This window comes from Salipaludibacillus sp. CF4.18 (genome assembly GCF_051262595.1).
Classification (GTDB): domain Bacteria; phylum Bacillota; class Bacilli; order Bacillales; family Salisediminibacteriaceae; genus Salipaludibacillus; species Salipaludibacillus neizhouensis.
In genome coordinates, this window is record NZ_JBIMEV010000001.1 from 74,006 (window position 1) to 95,178 (window position 21,173).

General features: G+C 38.4%; 23 protein-coding genes. 20 read left to right on the plus strand and 3 right to left on the minus strand.

Annotated elements, in window-relative coordinates; genetic code table 11:
• Positions 1-26: 26 nt before the first annotated feature.
• The 8 genes from fmt to spoVM all read left to right on the plus strand — a co-directional run bounded on the left by fmt (position 27) and on the right by spoVM (position 8,083).
• A complete protein-coding gene (fmt, locus tag ACHABW_RS00355) occupies positions 27-983 on the plus strand; it encodes a methionyl-tRNA formyltransferase (RefSeq protein ID WP_435753780.1) in 957 nt (318 codons plus the stop codon).
• Positions 976-2,340, plus strand: a complete 1,365-nt coding sequence (gene rsmB, locus ACHABW_RS00360; protein WP_435753581.1) for a 16S rRNA (cytosine(967)-C(5))-methyltransferase RsmB — start codon at positions 976-978, stop codon at positions 2,338-2,340. Before fmt ends, rsmB begins: the two co-directional genes overlap by 8 nt.
• A 121-nt stretch (positions 2,341-2,461) precedes the next feature.
• Entirely contained in the window at positions 2,462-3,217 is a 756-nt protein-coding gene (locus tag ACHABW_RS00365; protein ID WP_435753582.1) for a Stp1/IreP family PP2C-type Ser/Thr phosphatase, read from the plus strand.
• Positions 3,214-5,292, plus strand: coding sequence for a Stk1 family PASTA domain-containing Ser/Thr kinase (pknB, locus tag ACHABW_RS00370; RefSeq protein ID WP_435753583.1), 2,079 nt, complete (start codon positions 3,214-3,216; stop codon positions 5,290-5,292). The genes ACHABW_RS00365 and pknB overlap by 4 nt, the downstream gene beginning before the upstream one ends.
• A 20-nt stretch (positions 5,293-5,312) precedes the next feature.
• Positions 5,313-6,197: a ribosome small subunit-dependent GTPase A gene (gene rsgA / locus ACHABW_RS00375; RefSeq protein ID WP_110936412.1), complete on the plus strand. Its 885-nt coding sequence runs from the start codon at positions 5,313-5,315 to the stop codon at positions 6,195-6,197.
• Between the two features lie 2 nt (positions 6,198-6,199).
• A complete protein-coding gene (rpe, locus tag ACHABW_RS00380) occupies positions 6,200-6,850 on the plus strand; it encodes a ribulose-phosphate 3-epimerase (protein ID WP_435753584.1) in 651 nt (216 codons plus the stop codon).
• Positions 6,851-7,209: 359 nt separating this feature from the next.
• Positions 7,210-7,854 (plus strand): thiamine diphosphokinase, encoded by a 645-nt coding sequence (locus ACHABW_RS00385; protein WP_435753585.1) that lies wholly within the window; start codon positions 7,210-7,212, stop codon positions 7,852-7,854.
• Positions 7,855-8,002: 148 nt separating this feature from the next.
• A complete protein-coding gene (spoVM, locus tag ACHABW_RS00390) occupies positions 8,003-8,083 on the plus strand; it encodes a stage V sporulation protein SpoVM (RefSeq protein ID WP_110936409.1) in 81 nt (26 codons plus the stop codon).
• Between the two features lie 272 nt (positions 8,084-8,355).
• Here spoVM and rpmB read toward each other — a convergent pair whose 3' ends face one another.
• On the minus strand, positions 8,356-8,544 hold the full coding sequence (gene rpmB, locus ACHABW_RS00395) for a 50S ribosomal protein L28 (protein ID WP_110936408.1): 189 nt from the start codon (positions 8,542-8,544) through the stop codon (positions 8,356-8,358).
• A 258-nt stretch (positions 8,545-8,802) separates the two neighbouring features.
• Here rpmB and ACHABW_RS00400 point away from each other — a divergent pair, with 258 nt between their 5' ends.
• From ACHABW_RS00400 to ACHABW_RS00455, 12 genes are all read left to right on the plus strand, one after another.
• A complete protein-coding gene (locus ACHABW_RS00400) occupies positions 8,803-9,168 on the plus strand; it encodes an Asp23/Gls24 family envelope stress response protein (RefSeq protein WP_110936407.1) in 366 nt (121 codons plus the stop codon).
• Positions 9,169-9,193: 25 nt separating this feature from the next.
• On the plus strand, positions 9,194-10,885 hold the full coding sequence (locus tag ACHABW_RS00405; RefSeq protein WP_435753586.1) for a DAK2 domain-containing protein: 1,692 nt from the start codon (positions 9,194-9,196) through the stop codon (positions 10,883-10,885).
• 21 nt (positions 10,886-10,906) lie between these two features.
• Positions 10,907-11,770 (plus strand): DegV family protein, encoded by an 864-nt coding sequence (locus ACHABW_RS00410; protein WP_435753587.1) that lies wholly within the window; start codon positions 10,907-10,909, stop codon positions 11,768-11,770.
• 361 nt (positions 11,771-12,131) lie between these two features.
• Positions 12,132-14,165, plus strand: a complete 2,034-nt coding sequence (gene recG, locus ACHABW_RS00415) for an ATP-dependent DNA helicase RecG (RefSeq protein WP_435753588.1) — start codon at positions 12,132-12,134, stop codon at positions 14,163-14,165.
• A gap of 84 nt (positions 14,166-14,249) precedes the next feature.
• Positions 14,250-14,822: a transcription factor FapR gene (gene fapR, locus ACHABW_RS00420; RefSeq protein WP_110936403.1), complete on the plus strand. Its 573-nt coding sequence runs from the start codon at positions 14,250-14,252 to the stop codon at positions 14,820-14,822.
• A 2-nt stretch (positions 14,823-14,824) separates the two neighbouring features.
• Positions 14,825-15,832 (plus strand): phosphate acyltransferase PlsX, encoded by a 1,008-nt coding sequence (plsX, locus tag ACHABW_RS00425; protein WP_435753589.1) that lies wholly within the window; start codon positions 14,825-14,827, stop codon positions 15,830-15,832.
• Positions 15,829-16,776, plus strand: coding sequence for an ACP S-malonyltransferase (gene fabD, locus ACHABW_RS00430; RefSeq protein ID WP_435753590.1), 948 nt, complete (start codon positions 15,829-15,831; stop codon positions 16,774-16,776). The genes plsX and fabD overlap by 4 nt, the downstream gene beginning before the upstream one ends.
• Before the next feature lie 7 nt (positions 16,777-16,783).
• A complete protein-coding gene (gene fabG / locus ACHABW_RS00435; RefSeq protein WP_110936400.1) occupies positions 16,784-17,524 on the plus strand; it encodes a 3-oxoacyl-[acyl-carrier-protein] reductase in 741 nt (246 codons plus the stop codon).
• A 122-nt stretch (positions 17,525-17,646) separates the two neighbouring features.
• Complete coding sequence (gene acpP, locus ACHABW_RS00440) at positions 17,647-17,880, plus strand: acyl carrier protein (RefSeq protein WP_110936399.1); 234 nt, start codon at positions 17,647-17,649, stop codon at positions 17,878-17,880.
• A gap of 343 nt (positions 17,881-18,223) precedes the next feature.
• Positions 18,224-18,988 (plus strand): ribonuclease III, encoded by a 765-nt coding sequence (gene rnc / locus ACHABW_RS00445; protein WP_310793557.1) that lies wholly within the window; start codon positions 18,224-18,226, stop codon positions 18,986-18,988.
• A gap of 203 nt (positions 18,989-19,191) precedes the next feature.
• On the plus strand, positions 19,192-19,623 hold the full coding sequence (locus ACHABW_RS00450; protein ID WP_435753591.1) for a GNAT family N-acetyltransferase: 432 nt from the start codon (positions 19,192-19,194) through the stop codon (positions 19,621-19,623).
• Between the two features lie 193 nt (positions 19,624-19,816).
• A complete protein-coding gene (locus ACHABW_RS00455; RefSeq protein WP_435753781.1) occupies positions 19,817-20,047 on the plus strand; it encodes an excisionase family DNA-binding protein in 231 nt (76 codons plus the stop codon).
• Between the two features lie 216 nt (positions 20,048-20,263).
• Here ACHABW_RS00455 and ACHABW_RS00460 read toward each other — a convergent pair whose 3' ends face one another.
• Positions 20,264-20,653: a kinase-associated lipoprotein B gene (locus tag ACHABW_RS00460; protein ID WP_110936395.1), complete on the minus strand. Its 390-nt coding sequence runs from the start codon at positions 20,651-20,653 to the stop codon at positions 20,264-20,266.
• A 141-nt stretch (positions 20,654-20,794) separates the two neighbouring features.
• Positions 20,795-21,028 (minus strand): DUF1128 domain-containing protein, encoded by a 234-nt coding sequence (locus ACHABW_RS00465; protein WP_110936394.1) that lies wholly within the window; start codon positions 21,026-21,028, stop codon positions 20,795-20,797.
• Positions 21,029-21,173: the final 145 nt, after the last annotated feature.

The window sequence follows — 21,173 nt, forward strand, 5'->3', positions numbered from 1 at the left end:
GAAAATAGATTATAAAGGGGAGATATATTGTGAAGATCGTATTTATGGGTACACCAGATTTTGCGGTGCCAGTTCTACGTTCGTTAAGTGAAAAAGGGTATAACGTAGTACTTGTTGTCACCCAACCAGACCGACCAAAAGGACGAAAACAAACACTTACTCCCCCACCGATCAAGGTAGAAGGAGAAAGATTACATATTCCAATCTTCCAGCCGGAAAAAATTAAACATGAAGAGGAATGGAAACAAGTAGCAGCTGTGAAACCAGATTTAATTGTTACTGCTGCGTTCGGGCAAATCCTTCCTCAAGAACTTCTGGATGTCCCTCGTTACGGATGTGTAAATGTTCATGCTTCCTTGCTTCCTAAATACCGGGGAGGGGCACCTATTCACCAGTCAATTATTGACGGGGAAGAGCAAACAGGAGTAACGATTATGTACATGGTCAAACAATTGGATGCCGGTGCTATCCTAACACAAAGAAGTATACCAATCTTAGAGGAGGACACGACGGGAACTATGCATGATAAATTAAGTCAAATAGGCGCTGATCTGCTGATGGAAACTCTGCCTCTAATTCAAGAAGAAAAGCTAAATCCTCAAGAGCAGGAAGAAGCCAAGGTGACATTCGCCCCAACGATTAAAAAAGAGCAGGAAGTTATTGACTGGCAACAACCTGCAAAGCAGATCTTTAATCAAATCCGCGGCTTAAATCCTTGGCCTGTCGCATTTACTACCGTAGAAGATCGGCGTTTGAAAATATGGGAGGCTGGGGTGAAAGCCGGAGAAACTGACAAGCAACCAGGATCAGTTATTGGGCTTACTGAAAACGAAATCCTTGTGGCGTGTGGAGAAAAAAGTATTCTTGCATTACTAAAAATACAGCCCTCTGGGAAAAAACCTTTAGATGTAGCGACTTTTTTAAGAGGAGCAGGCGGAAAATGGACAACGGAAACGATGTTGGGAGCTAAAGAGAATGAGTAAAAAGAGGTCGACTGGAAATGTTCGGGAAGCAGCCTTGGAGATTTTATTGAAAATAAAGAAAAATCAAGCTTACAGTAATTTACTTTTAAATGATACGATAAAGAACGAAAATATCGCATCCATTGATGTTCCGTTACTAACAGAAATTGTATACGGTACAATCCAGTATCAGAAGCGAATTGATTTTTATTTGGAGGCATATTCGAAGAAACCACTCGCCAAAATTGATGACTGGGTACATATTTTATGGAGGTTGACCGTTTATCAACTTATTTTTCTTGACCGCGTGCCTGATCATGCTGCAATAAACGAAGCAGTAGAGATTTCTAAAAAAAGAGGTCATAAAGGGATATCAGGTATGACGAATGGGATTTTGCGGTCATTTCTACGTCATCCGTTACCGGAATTTTCTTCCATAAAGAATGAGACTGAACGTCTGGCAGTGGAAACGAGTCATCCAGAGTGGTTATTAAAGCGTTGGAGCAAGCAATACGGGGCTGAAAGAGCATCTTCTATTGCGTTTGCTAATTTAACTCATCCTACTCATTCCGTTCGAGTAAATACAAATCGGGTCACAAAAGAAGAGGTCATGGAATCCCTTCAGGAGGAAGGTTTGGAAGTGAAGGAAAGTCCTTATGTAGAAGAATGTCTATACGTGAAAAAAGGATCATTAGCCAATACAAAGGCATTCGAGAATGGTTGGATATCTATTCAGGACGAAGGTTCCATGTTAGTGACTCTTGCACTTGATCCTCAACAAGGAGAGTCTATCTTGGATGCCTGTGCAGCACCAGGAGGTAAATCCATGCACATTGCGGAACGCATGCAAAATATCGGAGAAGTAGTTAGTATTGACATTCACTCCCATAAAGTGAAACTTATCCATGACCAGGCGAAAAGACTTGAATTATCGATTGTTCACGGAGAAGTTGCTGATGCCAGGCAACTCCATGAGAAATATGACAAAGAAAGTTTTGATCGTATTTTAGTAGATGCCCCTTGTTCCGGATTAGGCGTTATCCAAAGAAAACCAGACTTAAAGTGGTCTAAAAAGGAAGAAGATATCCACCGTTTGTCTGAAATTCAACAATCGATTGTTGAAGCAGTATGGCCGCTATTAAAAAAAGGTGGACGCTTGGTATATTCTACATGTACAGTAGATCGTGAAGAAAATGATGATGTCGTCACTGCTTTTGTTGAGGAAAATGAAGAAGCTATTTTTGACGATCAACTCCTAACTAGAATACCTGGTATAATAGCAAGTGAAAAGAAAGAAAACCCGGGATATTTTCAACTGTTTCCTGGTGAGTTCCGTACAGATGGATTTTTTATTTCTGCTATTCTTAAAAGAGAGTAATATATCCAATGTATTACCTGCGGAAAAATCCACCTAGAAGTTGTCCTAATCTTTTAAACGCAACAATCTTTTAGTAAACAGCCTTAATAAAACGAAACAGGCTAAGGAAAGAGGGGTTGAGATGGAAAGTATATATCAGACAGACATTGGTCAAGTGAGAGCTCACAATGAGGATAATGGGGCAGTTGTGGAGGATCAAATAGGTCAGACACTGGCTTTAGTCGCGGATGGTATGGGTGGACATCAAGCAGGGGATTTAGCCAGCTTGATTGCGAAAGAGTTGATGGTGGATAAGTGGAGTGAAAATCGCTCTGAATTATTTTCTCCAAAAGAAGCAGAGGTTTGGCTTCTAAATATCGTGGAGAAAATAAATGAGCAGATTTATCAACACTCTCTGACGAACAAAGAATGCGAAGGAATGGGAACTACCTTAGTCGCAGCTATATTAACGAAAGATTTTGTAACTTTTTCAAATGTTGGAGATTCAAGAGTATATCTTTTTCAAGAAAACACTTTGAAACAAATTACAGAGGATCATTCTCTTGTTCAGGAGCTTGTTCGTTCTGGTCAAATTACACGTGAAGAGGCAGCGACACATCCTAGGAAAAATGTCGTTTTACAAGCATTAGGCACTGAGGCAACAGTAAAAGTAGATGTAGAATCATTGGAATGGGGAGATGATGCAATCATCCTTCTTTGTTCCGATGGTTTAACGGATAAACTTTCAGATGAAGTGTTGGCAAGTATAATTCAGAACGAAAAATCATTGCCTATAATTTCAAATGATATGATAAAAAAAGCAAATGAACTTGGCGGAGAAGATAATATTACACTCGCGCTCGTGAGCAACAGGTCGAAGGGTGTGGATCATGAATGAAAGACAAAAGAATAAATGATCGCTATCAGATAATTCGATCTGTCGGTGGAGGAGGAATGGCGGATGTTTATTTAGCTAAAGATCTTATACTTGATCGTGAAGTAGCTGTAAAAATGCTGAAGTCTCAATTCTCCAATGATGAGGAATTCATACGCCGGTTTCGCAGAGAGGCTCAATCCGCTACGAGTTTATCACACCCGAATGTTGTGACTATTTACGATGTAGGGGAAGAGGAAAATTTATATTATATCGTTATGGAGTACGTGGATGGAATGACCTTGAAAAGTTACATACAACAAAGTGGGGGTTTATCAGTTGCAGAGACTGTTAGGATTTTAGGACAAATTACTTCTGCAGTTGGACATGCACATGATAATCACATTATTCACCGGGACCTTAAACCACACAATATCTTGATGGGACCTGATGGAGTTGCTAAAGTAACTGATTTTGGAATTGCTAGAGCCATCAGTGAAGCAACGATAACACATACGAACTCGGTCTTAGGTTCTGTTCACTATTTATCGCCCGAGCAGGCAAAGGGTGGTCAAGTTACGTTAAAATCGGACTTATACTCGGTGGGAATTATTACGTTTGAAATGCTTACCGGAGAAGTTCCTTTTCAAGGGGATACGGCAGTATCCGTTGCTATTAAGCAACTTCAAGAACCACTTCCGGATATAAAAGAAAAAGTTCCCGGTCTTCCACAAAGTATGGCGAATTTTATCACAAAAGCTACTGCAAAGGATCCGGACGAAAGGTATTATTCTGCCCATGAGATGGAAACAGATCTGTCTACATTGCTTAATCCCGACCGCAGAAATGAAACACCTAAATACATTTCTAGTCAAGATGACGAAATGACAAAAGCTGTCCCTGTTGTGGGTAAAAACGAAAGCGGAAGCGATTTCCAGAACACAATGGTTGTTCCGAATTCGAGTAAAGTGAATTTGGAACAGACAAAAGTAGGGAAAGAGAATGATTCAGTTTCTAAAAGTAAAAAACCAAAAGGTGCAAGATTTTGGTTTAAACTATCCCTACTAGCGATATTATTTCTAATTGGTATATTTATTGTTTCTATTTATTTAATTCCAAGCTTGCTTCATGTGAATGATGTTGAAATTCCTGAAGGAATAGTAGGAATGGAATATGAAGAGGCTACTGAAACCCTTGCCGAATTAAATTTGGAAGTTGAACAGGAGATGCGCCATGACGATGAGATGGAAGCAGATCATGTCATTTCGCTTAACCCTGGAGAAGGAGAATCGGTTAAAGAAGGTACTCTTATAACGGTGTATGTTAGTGAAGGAATGGAACCAATTGAAATGAGAGATATTACTGGTGAGACAAGGGAGAGTGCCGAAACACTACTTGAAGAGTATGAATTTGAATCAGTAGAGGTACAGTATGAAGAAACGTCACAGTATGATGATGATACAGTGATCAACCAATCTCCAGGAGCGAGGGAAATGGTAATCCCTAGTGAAACGGTTGTAACATTAACGGTTAGTGAAAGGCCTACTTACATTATGAGTAACCTGTTTGGGATGACTCAGGAAGAAGTCATCGAGACTACAGCCGATAATCCTCTATTAAGTATGAGTTTTGAGGAAGAATACCATCCAACAATGGAAGAGGGAAGTGTAGTTTCTCAAGACCCTGCACGAGGAGCGGAAATTCGTGAGCGTACGACAGTGAATGTCGTAATTTCCAGAGGTCCTGAACCTGTGGAAGTTCCTGAACCAGAGCCTCCGGAAGAGTTAGAAGAGCCGGAAGAGCCAGAAGAGGAACTAGAACCTATTACTGCAACCGTTCCTTTTGTTGTCGAAGTTAGTGAAACGGAAGAAGCGAATGGTGACCCTAGAGTTTATCGTATTCGCATCTCTGTGACAGATATGGAAAATAGAACACCCAATCAATTAATTGACGAAGAAATAACGGAAACGACAACATTTGATTTACCGATGACTGTAGCGCCGGAAGACTCTGGTTTTCTGATCTTACAAGTAGACGACGAAGAGTTTGAAGATTCACCTTATGAATATACGTATGAAGAGCTTCAGCAGTTTGAATAAGAAACTAAGAGGAGGTCCGAATGGCTCGAGGAAGAATTATAAAAGCGCTAAGTGGATTTTATTATGTAGAAAATGAAAATGGAATTTTCCAGTGTCGCGGGAGAGGTAATTTCCGACTGCGAAAAATTTCGCCCTTAGTTGGTGACTGGGTGGATTTTGAAGCTGAAAATAGAACAGATGGTTATATTATGGAAATGGAAGATCGAAAAAATGAATTAGTCAGGCCTCCAATTGCAAATGTTGACCAAGCAATTTTGGTCTTTTCTGTAGAGAAACCTTCTTTTAACCCCGTGTTATTAGATCGATTTCTCGTGCATATTGAAGCAAATAAAATCGAGCCAATTATTTGTTTATCGAAAATAGACCTTACTTCTGAGAAGTCCGAGAAGTCTTTAAATCAATACAAAAAGATTTATCAAAACCTTAATTATGAAGTGTTAGAGACATCGATTTATATGGAGGAGACGTTAAAAAAATTAGAACCATTCTTAAATGGTACTATTTCTGTGTTGGCGGGGCAGTCTGGTGTAGGGAAATCTTCTCTCTTGAATGCCTTAAACCCTAAACTCGATATCGAGACAGATGAAATCTCTAAAAGCTTAGGCAGAGGTAAGCATACTACGAGACATGTGGAGTTAATTCCGCTTGAAGCTGGTGGCTATGTTGCAGATACACCTGGATTTAGTTCATTAGATTTTCAAGGGATCGATCAATATGATCTCGCACATTATTTTCCGGAAATGTTAGAGCGATTAAATGATTGTAAATTTCGAATGTGTACTCATGTCAATGAGCCATCGTGTGCAGTCAAGGATTCTGTAGCAAATGGAGAGATAGCAACACATCGTTATGAACATTATTTAGAGTTTTTAGATGAAATTAAAAGTCAAAAACGGAGGTACTAGTTATGATGAAAATTGCTCCATCGATTTTAGCAGCAAATTTTGCAAAACTCGGAGAAGAAATTATTGACGTGGAAAAAGGTGGTGCTGACTATATTCATGTTGATGTGATGGATGGGCATTTTGTTCCAAACATTACGATAGGTCCACTTATTGTCGATGCAATTCGTCCGTTAACGAAACTGCCACTGGATGTTCATTTAATGATTGAAAACCCAGACAATTACATTCCGGCTTTTGCAAAAGCCGGGGCTGACATTATTAGTGTGCATGCAGAAGCATGCCCCCATCTTCATAGAACTATTCAGTTGATCAAAGATTCAGGTGCGAAGGCAGGGGTAGTTTTAAATCCTGCTACTCCTGTTTCTCTTATTCAACATGTGATAGAAGATGTTGATTTAGTTTTACTTATGACGGTCAATCCTGGATTTGGCGGGCAGTCTTTTATTCATCAAGTGTTGCCAAAAGTGTCACAGGTGAAAGAATTGGTTGACCGTTTAGGAAAAGACATCGATATTGAAATAGATGGAGGAGTAAATCCGGTTACTGCCCGTTTGTGTGAAACTGCAGGTGCGAATGTATTGGTTGCTGGTTCCGCAATCTACGGAAAAACTAACCGAAAAGAAGCTATTGATAGTATTCGAGGTTCAATATAGGGTACACAAGATAGAATAGTTAAGACCCGCATTGTGGTGTTGGTAGTGTGAGAGGAAGCTGGACATTTCTTTCACCACTAGCACCTCTAAGTTAACTCTTACATAGATTATGTGGGGATTACTAATGATAACGACTGTTGCATATTCAAAGCGACAGTCGTTTTTTAAAAATAATTTATAACTTCTAGTTTTTAGAGGGTTGTTGTTTTCTTTTGAACAAGAAGGGGCTTGAATTTGCTATAGACAGCGCTTTTAGCAGGGGATGTTTCTTAAAAACTAAGAGTTCGTCGATTAATAAGACAATGAGGGATATGAAGAGCTTCCGGGCACTTCAATTTCTCTTAGAAGGAGAGTTTCTATTGACGTATATATTATATGCCGGAGGTCCGTTAAATCATGTGCCATTGCTCGAAGACATTAAGGAAGAGTACCCACTGGCAAAGTTTGTAGGAGTTGATCGAGGCGTCTTAGTACTGATGGAAAATGGAATAGTACCAACTCATGCGATTGGAGACTTTGATTCTATTACCAACGAGGAATTGGAATGGATCCGTAAAAAGTCTGTTGAATTAGATGTTTTCCCAAAACAAAAAGATCAAACAGATATGGAACTGGCTTTAACGTGGGTATTAAAACGAAATCCGGAAGAGATAATTTTGGTAGGGGCAACCGGAGGCAGGTTAGATCACTTGTTTATAAATGCCCAATTGTTATTAAAAGGATTAAAAACGAATATACCGGTCTCCATTTTGGATCGTTGGAATAAAATGAGTTTAAGAGAAAAGGGAACGTATAAACTGACGAAAGGGGCTTATACTTATGTTTCTTTAATTCCTTTTACTCCTTTTGTGGAAGGGTTGTCACTTACAGGTTTTAAATACCCGTTGGAAAAACAGACATTGATGCAAGGCTCCAGTCTATGTATCAGTAACGAAATTACTGACGTTGAAGGAGTAATCAACTTTACCGGTGGAAAGTTGTTTTTGATTCAATCAAGGGACTGATAGAAAGATTTAAAATTAGATTACTTTGAAAAAACAGGTACTATTTCTACGACCTTGAATATACTGTTAACAACGATACATTAATGGATGTTTTCTCAAACACAAGGGCTTACTTATCAGGGAGTGTCCTTTCGAGGAGGGGAAAGTATTGAAATTTTATACTATTAAATTACCTAGATTTATTGGAGGCTTTGTTAGAGCGGTTCTCGGCACATTCAAAAAAAGTTAAGGTTGGGTCTCAAAAAGGGTATCTTATCGTTTTATTCTTATTGCATCTACCTTTGCGGTAATTACAAGCACCTATGAATGCGTATAGGTGCTTAATGTAATGGATGCTCCCGCCACTGCCGGATCGGCAGAGAAAGAAAAACAACTACTATAATAGATAAAAAGAAAAAACGGCGCTGGGTGCGCCGTTTTTTAATTTGGACATGCTAGAACAGAAGCGGATATAATAAAAACCTTTTCTCATTTTAGCAAAATCCTTTAACTTCATTTCAATTATACACGTTCCACTTTTCCGGATTTAAGAGCTCTTGCGGAAACATATACACGTTTCGGCTTGCCGTCAACTAGAATTCTTACTTTTTGAACGTTTGCGCCCCAACGACGCTTTGTAGAATTCAACGCGTGAGAGCGTGCATTTCCAGTTCTAGGACCTTTTCCTGTAATAACACATTTACGTGCCATGATTATCCCTCCTTCTGATTCACGATGAGTACAATCATTCGTATTCGTTTATATTTCATAATTAGACACTTGGTTATATTAGCATAACGACTGAAATATTTCAAGTAAAATCTTAACATTCATCAAGTAAATTAACTTGACACTGTTTTAAAGAGCTTTGATTTTTTTGTTACACCTGTAACTCTTCTTTCAAATTACCAAGTTTTATAGTAAAATGACGATAGCCAAGAGGTAAACACCTTAAAGGAGGCATTTGGAATGACCATAGAGATGAAAACAAAGTTTGGTAATATTGACGTATCAAAAGAAGTAGTTGCTGTCATTGCAGGTGGTGCCGCAGTAGATTGCTACGGTATTGTAGGAATGGCTTCACAAAAACAGTTGAAAGATGGTATTACTGATTTATTAGGAAAAGAGAATTTAGCTCGGGGTGTGGTCATCCGTGAAGATGAGGACGCAAATATCCATATAGATATGTATATCATTGTCAGCTATGGCACGAAAATTTCTGAAGTAGCTCATAATGTGCAGTCGAAAGTAAAATACCAATTGGAACAAATGCTCGGTTTAGTGGTAGACTCTGTTAATATATTTGTTCAAGGAGTTCGTGTTACTAATCCGTAAGCACGTTTAGTTAGGAGGAACATTCGTGACGGTGAAAAGTATTGAAGGAAAAAAGTTTGCAAAAATGCTTATCGAAGGTGCAAATAATCTTTCCAAAAACTCAAAGAAAATTGATGCATTAAATGTATTTCCAGTTCCTGATGGAGATACAGGTACAAACATGAACTTAACAATCACGTCAGGTGTGAAAGAGGTCAAGGACCAGTCAGCGAATCATGTAGGACTTATTAGTTCTAGTTTTGCAAAAGGATTGCTGATGGGGGCACGAGGAAATTCAGGGGTTATTTTATCTCAACTATTCAGAGGATTCTCTAAATCAGTAGAAGGTAAAGAAACAATTACTTCCAAAGAGCTGAGTAAAGCACTTGAGTATGGCGTGGAGATGGCATACAAGGCAGTGATGAAACCAGTGGAAGGGACCATTCTAACCGTAGCGAAAGATGCTGCTAAGAAAGGGACTGAATCAAGTAAAAAGAACAATGATATTATTAAAGTAATGCAGGATATTCTCCAAGAATCAAAGGATTCCCTGGAAAGGACTCCAGATTTACTTCCTGTTTTAAAGGAAGTCGGCGTAGTTGATTCTGGAGGACAAGGCCTTGTAACAATTTATGAGGGCTTTTTGGCTGTGTTAAAAGGTGAGAAAATTGTTGATATGGTAGAACAAGACGCTCCTGACTTGGACGAGTTAATAAAACTTGAGCACCATCAATTATCAGCCCAAAGCCATATGGCCACAGAGGATATTGAATTTGGCTATTGCACAGAGGTCATGGTTAAGTTTGATAACGATAAAATAAAGGAAAATGCCTTCAATGAAGATCAATTCCGAAACAAGTTGGATGAATATGGAGATTCTTTATTAGTTGTTTCCGACGAAGACTTATTAAAAATTCACATTCATGTGGAATACCCTGGAAATGTAATTACCGAAGCCCAAAAATTCGGCTCATTAGTTAATGTGAAAATTGAAAATATGAGAGAACAACATTCGAGTATTTTAAACGATGATTCGCAGGCTTCTGAACAAAATTCCACAACAAATGCAAAAGAAAAGAAAACGGAGTTTGCTGTTATTACAGTGGGTATGGGCTCTGGAATAGCGGACTTATTTAAAGGTTTAGGTGTGAAAAGAGTGATCGAAGGTGGTCAAACAATGAATCCTTCTACAGAAGACTTTGTTAAAGCCATTGAAGGTTGCAATGCTGAAAAAGTGATTTTGTTACCTAACAACAGTAATATCGTGATGGCTGCAAATCAAGCAGCAGAAGTATCTGAACTAGAAGTAGTCGTTGTTGCTTCTAAATCTGTACCACAAGGTCTTGCAGCTATGCTGGCTTTCAATAATATACTTTCTCTTGAGGAGAATGCGGAAGAAATGACAGAAGCAATGGCAGACGTAAAAACTGGTGAGGTCACGTATGCTGTCCGTGATACAAGCCTTAACGGAGTGAAGATTAAAAAAGGTGATTTCATGGGAATTCATGAAAAAAATATCATTTCTACGGGGTCTTCTGTTCAAAATGTGGCAAAAGAACTGATTGATCAAATGGTTGACGAAAATTGTGAAATTGTCACGATTATTCATGGTGAAGACCGTAATTCCGGGGAAGCAAAAGAGCTAGGAGAATATATTGAAGGAAAATATGAAGACATCGAAGTAGAAATTCACATCGGAGATCAACCATTATATTCCTACATCTTAGCGGTGGAATAGTGATTATATTAGGGGGATGAAATGATGAAAACAGTAAAAATTGTTACAGATTCTACTGCTGATATTCCACTGTATCTACAAAAGGAATTAGACATTTCTGTTGTACCATTAACTGTTCATTTTGGGGAAGATTCTTATGAAGATGGGATCGATTTAACTTCTGGTGAATTTTACGAAAAGCTAACAAGCACGCAAGACATACCAACTACCTCTCAGCCGACCCCACATCAGTTCGAGACAGTGTATCGTCGCCTACATGAGGAGTATAATCAATCTGATATTATTTCTATTCATTTATCCTCAAAGTTGAGTGGGACGTTTCAGTCCTCTTATATTGCTTCTCAGACATTGGGCGATGAAGTTCCGGTAACTGTTGTTGACTCTAAAAGGGCTTCTTATGCTATTGGCGTAATTATTGTAGAGCTAGCAACTCTTGCTCAGGCTGGTGCTAGTAAAAAGGTTTGTATGGACCGATTAAGTGAGCTTCTGGAAGATACAAATGTTTACTTTATGGTGGATACATTGGAATATTTAGAGAAAAACGGTAGGATCGGTAAAGCGTCCGCCATTTTAGGTTCTCTTTTGAAAATAAAACCAATCCTTTCATTAAATCCTGAAGGAGAGGTGTATCCGTTTGAGAAAGTACGAGGAAAAAAGAAAGCGGTTCAACGTATTATCCAAGAACTCACAGATAAGTACGGGGATGCAGATCTTCATATTGGCATTTCCCATGCGGAGGCAAAGGATGAAGCGATAGAAGTTATGAAACAATTACACGGACACTTTTCTATTAAGAAGGAAGTTATTACAGATATAGGTCCAGTAATAGGTACTCACGTAGGACCTGGAACTCTCTCCATTGCTGTTACTAAAATGAAAAGCTAACGAATTTCAAGGCTGTTCAATAGTGTCGTGGTACTGAAAAAGTTGATTAAGACTTTTTTAGTGCCTTTTTTTGTTTTTGAAAAGTAGGATATTCAAGCAACAGATTATATACAAAAGATGCTATGTGATTTTATTCAAGATTGTTGTTTTACTTCGTTTAATAAAACCCAATAGAAAAGAGATTAATTTTTGATTATAGCCGTTTGTTGTTGAGTTTGTTAGAATACAATAAGGAGAAAGTTTGTTCGGGTAGAGTTATTACTAAAAAGTGATTACCTGACAGATTTTCATAGTTAACAGCGTCCAATTCTATAATAAAAAGAGCAAATTTGGTTTGCGCTCAAAATAAGGTGTGATTTAGATGAATGATTCGATTTCAGAACTACATGGCGTTGGACCTAAGGCTATGGAGCAGCTAAATGAAATGAAGATTGTGACGATCCAGGATCTACTGGAACACTTTCCTTTTAGATATGAAGATAATGCAATTCGTCCGATACAAGAGGTACAGCATAACGAGAAAGCAACCTTGCAAGGGAAAGTTCATAGTGAACCGGATTTACGATTTTTTGGGAAGAAAAAGTCTCGATTGTCTGTTCGCATTCTCGTAGATGGCCTCCTCGTTCAAGTGATTTTCTTCAATCAACCATTTCTAAAAAAACAAATTCAATTAGGAGAGCATCTGATTTTCTCAGGAAAACTTGATCGAAACAGATTAGCAATGACAGGCGGAACAATTAAATCTCAATCAGGTGATCGAGAAGCAGGGTTAGAACCAGTATATTCAGTAAAAGGTGATTTAAAAGTACATATGCTTCGAAAATATATTGAAAAAGCCTTTACTCAATATGGGGAACAAATTACAGAAGTACTGCCGTTACAGTTGAAGAATGCCTATCGTTTAGTTGATCGAAAAACGGCAGTTTATCATTTGCACTTTCCGTTAGACCTGGAAGCTTTTCGCCAAGCGAAACGGCGGATGATCTATGAGGAACTTTTATTGTTTCAATTAAAAATGCAAATATTCCGGAAGCGGGAACGAGAAGGTGCTGAAGGGCAAGAAAAGGTATTTGATCAAACAGAAGTCAATAAGTTTATTGATCGACTTCCTTTCGATTTAACGGGTGCACAGCAGCGAGTTTTACAGGAGATTTGTCACGATCTTCAGTCTGCCTATCGAATGAATAGATTATTGCAAGGGGATGTTGGTTCGGGGAAAACAATTATTGCAGCTATTGCATTGTACGCAAATGTTTTGGCCGGTAATCAAGGAGCACTCATGGTTCCGACTGAAATTCTTGCTGAGCAGCATGCAACCTCTCTTCGCCAACTGTTTGAAGGAATGGATGTTACGATAGCTTTTCTTTCCGGATCTGCGCGAGTGAAAGAGCGAAGGGAAACACTAGCAGCTTTACGAGATGGGACCGTAGATATTATTGTTGGAACTCATGCTCTTATTCAAGAAGGCGTCGATTTTCAAAATCTCGGTTTTGTTATTACAGATGAACAACATCGTTTTGGCGTGGAGCAACGACGAGTTTTGAGAAACAAAGGTATTCGACCAGATGTTTTATTTATGACGGCAACTCCAATCCCACGAACGCTCGCGATATCTGCGTATGGAGACATGGACGTCTCCACGATAGATGAGATGCCAAAAGGACGTAAACCGATTGAAACCCATTGGGCACCACCGGATGTATTGCCGAGAGTCATTGAACTTATGAAAAAGGAAATCAAAAAGGGACATCAAGTGTATGTTATTTGCCCATTAATAGAAGAATCCGATAAACTAGATGTCCAAAATGCAATAGATGTTCATGCACAACTCTCTCAAGCATTATCATCATTAAGGGTGGGGCTAATGCACGGAAGACTTCATCACGAAGAGAAAGATGCGGTAATGAATGAATTTGCGCAAAATAGGGTTCAAGTTTTAGTTTCTACAACCGTAGTCGAAGTTGGGGTAAATGTTCCTAATGCAACATTGATGGTGATATACGATGCTGATCGTTTTGGTTTGTCACAGCTCCACCAGCTAAGAGGAAGAGTCGGACGCGGGCAAGAGCAAGCTTATTGTATTTTATTAGCAAATCCGAAAACGGAAGTCGGCAAAGAGCGAATGAGTATTATGGCTGAAACGAATGATGGTTTTGAATTATCTCAACGTGATTTAGAACTTCGGGGACCGGGTGACTTTTTTGGGGTAAAACAAAGTGGACTGCCTATTTTTAAGGTGGCAGATTTAATAGAAGATTACCGTGTGTTGGAGATAGCTAGACAAGACGCAAGTAAACTCGTTCATTCTAATGCTTTTTGGAACAGTTCTGATTACATGAATTTGAGAGACATTTTAGAGAAGCAAGGAGCATTTCAAGACCACAAATTTGATTAATGATTATATTTTCGGTTGAAAACAAACCAATAGAAATATATACTACTGTTAGTACCTAGTCATATGAGTGTGGAAGTGATAAGAATGAAATTATCTAAAAGGAAACGTCAGCCGTTATTAAAAGAAAAAATTGAACAGAATCCATTTATTACGGATGACGTATTAGCCGTGGAATTTGAGGTAAGTGTTCAGACTGTACGATTAGATCGTTTGGAAATGAATATACCGGAAGTTAGAGAAAGAATTAAGTATGTAGCCAAGCAGCAGTATGATACTGTGAAGGCTCTACCTATTGAAGAAGTAATTGGAGAAATGATTGATCTGGAATTGGACAGCCACGCTATTTCTATCTTAGACATAAAAAGAGAACATGTTTTTTCCCGTACAGGAATTGCAAGAGGGCATCATATATTTGCACAAGCTAACTCATTAGCTGTAGCAATTATCAATGATGAATTAGCACTAACCGCTCAAGCGAATGTATCTTTTAAGTCTCAAGTTAACGATGGAGAACGTGTTGTTGCCAAAGCAAAGGTTCTTGAAATAAAAGATAATAGAACAATCGTAGAAGTTCAAAGCTATGTCGAACAAGAACTTGTTTTTAAAGGTGAGTTCTCTATGTTCCGGGATGATGCGAATGAAGGGAAGGAGAGTTAATCATGAGGTTAGCAGTAGATGCAATGGGTGGGGACAATGCACCTGAGAGCATTGTTAAAGGCTGTGTAAAAGCAGTGGAAACATTTAAGGATTTGCATATTACACTTATTGGCGATGAAACTAAAATTAAGCCATTTTTAAAAAAAACTGATAAAATCGATGTCTTACATACGAATGAAGTAATTGAAGGGGAAGACTCTCCTGTAAAAGCAGTTCGCCGCAAAAAAAATTCTTCCATGGTTTTAACGGTGCAACTTGTAAAAGACGGACGCGCTGATGCAGCAGTTTCAGCAGGAAATACAGGAGCGTTAATGACAGCAGGTCTTCTGGTAGTTGGGAGAACGAAGGGCATAGAACGCCCTGCATTAGCTCCGATGCTGCCTACACTTGGCGGAGAAGGATTTTTGCTGTTGGATGTGGGAGCCAATATGGATGCAAAACCTTCACATCTTGTCCAATATGCAATGATGGGCGATGTGTACATGAAGAAGGTTCGTGGAATTAAAGAACCTCGAATAGGACTTTTAAATGTTGGATCTGAGCCGGGGAAAGGGACAGACCTTACAAAGCATGTATTTACAAAACTAAAAGATAGTTCGTTGAATTTTATCGGAAATGTAGAATCAAGAGATTTACTCAACGGTGTTGCGGACGTCGTCGTTTGTGATGGGTTTTCAGGTAATCTCGTGTTGAAAACTATAGAGGGTACTGCCATGTCATTATTCTCTATACTTAAATCAGAATTAACTTCTTCTGTGCCTAACAAACTGGCAGCAGGATTTTTAAAACCATCATTTAACCGAGTAAAACAAAAAATGGATTATTCGGAGTACGGCGGGGCAGGATTATTCGGTTTAGCTGCACCAATTATAAAAGCGCATGGTTCCTCAGGTGAACTGGCTTTTTATAGTGCCATTCGTCAAGCAAAATTAATGCACGATGAAGAAGTGATTGAAACGATTAAAACAGAGCTTGAATTAGGTTCGAAGCTTCAAGGAGGAGAAGGATGAGTAAAATAGCTTTATTATTCCCAGGACAAGGCTCTCAAAAGGTTGGGATGGGACAAGAGCTAGCCAATGAGTATTCTGTATGTGCCGATGTTTTTAAAGCAGCAGACAAAGCCCTGGCTGCAGATTTTACATCATTAATTTTCACAGGCGACGACGAAGAACTTAAAAAGACAGAAAATACGCAGCCAGCTTTGTTGACAACAAGTATTGCTATTTGGAAAGTTCTTCAAGAACACGATATTCATGGGGAGTTTGCTGCAGGACATAGTTTAGGAGAGTATTCAGCGCTTGTAGCAAGCGGTGCGATGACATTCGAGGATGCAGTAGTCTCTGTTCGTAAGCGAGGTCAATTCATGGAAGAGGCCGTTCCTAAAGGAAAAGGAACGATGGCAGCTATTCTTGGGCTTGACCGGGAAATATTAATGGAAGTAACAACCCAAGCCACTCAAGAAGCTGGACCTGTGCAACCGGCAAATTTTAATTGCCCTGGTCAAATTGTTATTTCCGGTTCTGTAGAAGGCGTGGAACGTGCCATTGAGTTAGCGAAAGAAAAGGGTGCTAAACGTGCATTGCCTCTTTCAGTTAGTGGTCCTTTCCACTCTGATTTAATGAAACCTGCAGCAGATAAAATGAAAGTAATCCTTGATAACATTGCGTTCGAAGTACCTCAGTTAAAAGTGATTGCCAACGTGTCAGCGGAAGCTGTGGATTCGGCTACTGCAATTAAGGATGCCTTGGTTCAACAAATTTATTCCCCAGTATTGTGGGAAGATACGATCAATAAACTGGTGGAAGAAGGGGTAGATACATTTATTGAAGTTGGCCCCGGAAAAGTTCTTAGTGGTTTAGTAAAAAAAGTTTCGAGAAGAGCAACAGTTCTTCCGGTTTTTGACATAGAGACCTTGAATAAGGCTATTAGTACATTAAAAATGGAAGGAGAGTGACGATTTAATGAAAGGACAACACGCCCTCGTCACAGGAGGATCAAGAGGAATCGGCAAAGCAATTTGCTTGGAATTAGCTAGTCAAGGTGTTCATGTGGCCGTAAATTATTCAGGTAGTAAAGAGAAGGCAGAAGCGGTTGCAGAAGCTTGTAGGGAGTTCGGAGTAGAATCTATCACTTTACAAGCAAATGTCGCTGACTCTGCAAGTGTGCAGCAGATGATCAAGACTGTAGTGGAGACATTCGGTTCGATTGAGATCCTTGTAAACAATGCAGGCATTACTCGAGACACACTTATTATGCGAATGAAAGAAGAAGACTTTGATGCTGTCATTGATACGAATTTAAAAGGCGTATTTAACTGCGCAAAGGCAGTTACGCGTCCAATGATGAAGCAGCGATATGGCAGAATCATTAATATTTCTTCCGTGGTAGGAGTATTAGGGAATGCCGGGCAAGCTAATTATGTTGCCAGTAAAGCGGGAGTGATTGGTTTAACTAAATCGTTAGCACGTGAGCTTGCAAATAGAAATATCAGAGCTAATTCAATAGCACCTGGTTTTATACAAACAGAAATGACTGACCAGCTGACTGATGAGACGAAAGATGAATTACTAAAGCAAATTCCTCTTGGCGAATTAGGGAAACCGGAAGATGTTGCAAAAGTAGTTACCTTTTTAGCTAGCGACGCGGCATCTTATATTACTGGACAGACCATTCATGTAGATGGCGGCATGGTGATGCCTTAAGTCTTATTGAATGTGAACATTGCTAAATGGGTATAGTGATAGGTATTCTGTTGGTTTTCAAAAAACGAACTAGTAATTTATCTTACAGTATCCTATAATAACTGAGAGGAGGTGAAGTAATAATGGCAACGATTAATGAAAGAATTACGAAAATCGTCTCCGAACGCCTCGGTGTTGACGAGTCTGAGGTTAAAAAAGAAGCTACTTTCAAGGATGATCTTGGAGCTGATTCTCTAGATGTTGTTGAGCTAGTGATGGAACTTGAAGATGAATTTGATTTGGAAATCTCTGATGAGGACGCTGAAAAAATCGCGACAGTTGGTGACGTGATGGAATACATAGAGCGTCATCAATAATATATTGATTTAATCAACGCTAGCTCTGTGTTGACGCTATATAGTTACAAGCGATGGTTTTTACAATTAGGTTAATTTGAGATTTTTTTCTCTTATAAACAATTGTCTATTTTTACAGGTATACTACACCCAAGTCTTCTTTTAAAATGGAGGACTTGGGATTTAAAATACAAATGAGTAATTCAAAAACAAGGAAAATATGTAAAACATTTATTTATGGAACGACTCTTTGAGCGATGGAATTTTCATTTCATATGTAAAAGTGGAGAAATGATAATGATGTTCATAAGACGTTTTCCTAGTTTTTGAATGATTTCATTGGGAGACAGTGATGGGGGTTTGCATGCAACAAACAAGGAAGATACATAGAAGAGGAATGAAGCGTCAATCTAAGAAAATGCAAATGACGAATGCTCAAAAACAAAAATATCGTCAATTTCTTAAGGTGTTATGTGTGGAATATAAAAATGAAGACTTATTTATCCAAGCTTTTACTCATTCTTCCTATGTAAATGAACATAGGATTCGTCCACACGATGATAATGAACGACTTGAATTTCTTGGAGATGCAGTTTTAGAGCTGGCAATATCACAATATTTATTTAAGCTCTTTGATCATATGAGTGAAGGTGAAATGACCAAACTCAGGGCTGCAATCGTCTGTGAACCGTCTCTTGCTATTAATGCAGATGAATTAAAGTTCGGTGACTACGTTTTACTAGGTAAAGGGGAAGAAATGACAGGCGGCAGAAAAAGACCTGCTTTATTAGCTGATGTTTTTGAAGCTTTTATAGGTGCTTTGTACTTGGACTTAGGGATGGATGCGGTGTATCAATTTCTAGAAAATCATGTTTATCCTAAAATTCACAATGGTACTTTTTCACATATGATGGATTTCAAAAGTCAATTGCAGGAACTTATTCAACGGGAAAATCAGGGACAAGTTGAATATCGTATTGTACAAGAAAAAGGTCCTGCTCATGCAAGAGAATTTGTATCGCAAGTTGCCCTGTCTTCAGAGGAGCTAGGAGTAGGAACTGGTAAATCGAAAAAAGAAGCAGAGCAAATGGCAGCTCAAAAAGCTCTAGAAAAACTTGAGACAAAATAAATTAGAGATCACATTCCCCGATAAGAAGCCTGAAGGTAAATTCTTTTACCGTATAGGGGCTTTTTATAGGGGTATTTATATATAGTGGAATGTATATCGATTAATAAAATATAGTTGGATAAAAGATCAATGGTAATAATTAAAAGATATATTCCGATCACATGGAATTCATTTAGATTCAAAAAGAAAGGTGAGGATGGAAAATGTCTCTCATTGAAGAGTTGAAGACACAGGATGAAATAGAGTCAGCGTATCCTATCATGAGCCAACTTCGGAATCATCTGTCTGAAAAAACATATGTAGAATTAATTTTAGAAGCTCAAATTAAAGAGCAATATCGTTTGTTTGCTTTGTACGAAAATGAAAAAATAGTTGCTGTAATAGGTTTCATGCCTATGATTACCTTGTATTACGGAAGGTTTATATGGGTGTGTGACTTAGTTACAGATGAAACACAGCGTTCGTCTGGATTTGGTGAAGAACTTCTAACTTTTGTCCATGACTGGGCAAGAAAGAATAAATATAATTCGGTCGCATTGTCCTCTGGGATAGAACGAAAAGATACACACCGTTTTTATGAAGAAAAAATGAATTATAAAAAAGTAAGCTATGTTTATCGTACAACCTTAAATTAGGCTGTTTTCTTATATTAGATTTATTAAAGTGATAAGAATTTATAAAATTGACAGCTATCTTTACGCCACAATTATCAAGGTCGAGTAGCACCTACACTCAGTACGTAGGTGCTACTCGGGGGTGGCTAAAGATCACGCTGTATTTAATAAAAGACGCTACGCGTTTTTCTTAAAGACAAAGGTGGATTTAAACATGTACTTTACCGTAAAGGAAGTTGCAGATTATTTATCTATGTCTGAGCCAATCATCCTGCATCTTGTTCACGAAGGCAAAATTAGAGCGGTTCATGATGGAGAGCAATTTGTTATTAATATTGAACAGTTCAACGACCACTTTGATCAGTTAGAAAAGGTTAAACAGATTATAGATGAATGGAAACAGGAACCAATTCCGGAGGATCCGGATGTGAAAGACGAGGATTAATTGATACGGTGATAGGAAAAAAGGGAACCATTGTGGATGTTGAATTATATTACCATCTTGGTTTAGCACGCAAAGCAGCAAGCTCTTGTCCAAATGTAACTTCACTAAGAACAATTTCTAATGTAAAACAGGCGTTGAATTTTTTGACCAAAACCTAATGAGATGCCTCAAGATTTTTCATAACCTCTTGAGGCATCTTTATTTGTAGCATGCATTTTATTTGAAATAATCTTTTTCAAGTGTTTCTAAAGTTTCTATCGACTTGTTTGCCCAGTCGTTGTCTAGTTCTTGAAGCTCACGTTTTTGCTCTTCTAGAGCATGTTTCAATGATTCTCCGTATTCTGGAATATCGCCGTCAAAAGGTTTTAAGTATGTTTGCGGTATGTTCGTCTTTTCTGAAAAACTTAATGCGCGTCGTTCGTGAAAAAGTGGAACATCGACACTTTTAGGAGAGTGAAGATCACCCTGAGTAGGGTGTTTAATTACTGCAAGAACTTTTACTACGAAGTGTGTACCTGCTCGATTCTGGCTGATTAATTCACCAATATATTTTCCGGTTTTATATAACCCTGTTACAGTTTGTCCTGGCTGAAATTCTTCGCTCATATAAAAACTCCTTTCTAAGTAACTTCGTATAAAGTTTAGCATAGATGTTATATTTTACATGAATCTTCAGAAAAATTAAGAACCACTCCTGGTAAGAAGTGGTTTTAATGCTGTAAATTAAAGATACTAGGCATTTTTATTTTATTCTGGATCTTTATCTCGCATAGTTCCTAGTTCAGACACGATTGCGTCCAATTCACTGACACTAAAATTAGTTTTTTTCATAACCATAGTGTGTATTTCTTCTATATCATCATATTTTTTTAATGAGAAGTTCTCAGGCTTAATTGCTGCCCCATTTACGATATGGAGTTGCTTTTTAATATCCTCAATCATTATAGATAGATCTTCTCTCTTTTTTTCCTCATTTGACAATGATCTCACCCTTTCAACATAATCAGTTGACTCTATTTTAACATGACCTAAGGAAAACACCATAGTAACCTTTAAAATCAATTAATATCAGTAGTTTTTTGTGATAAAATAAATAAGTTGGGGTCAGTAACTTAAGGCCTCTGAG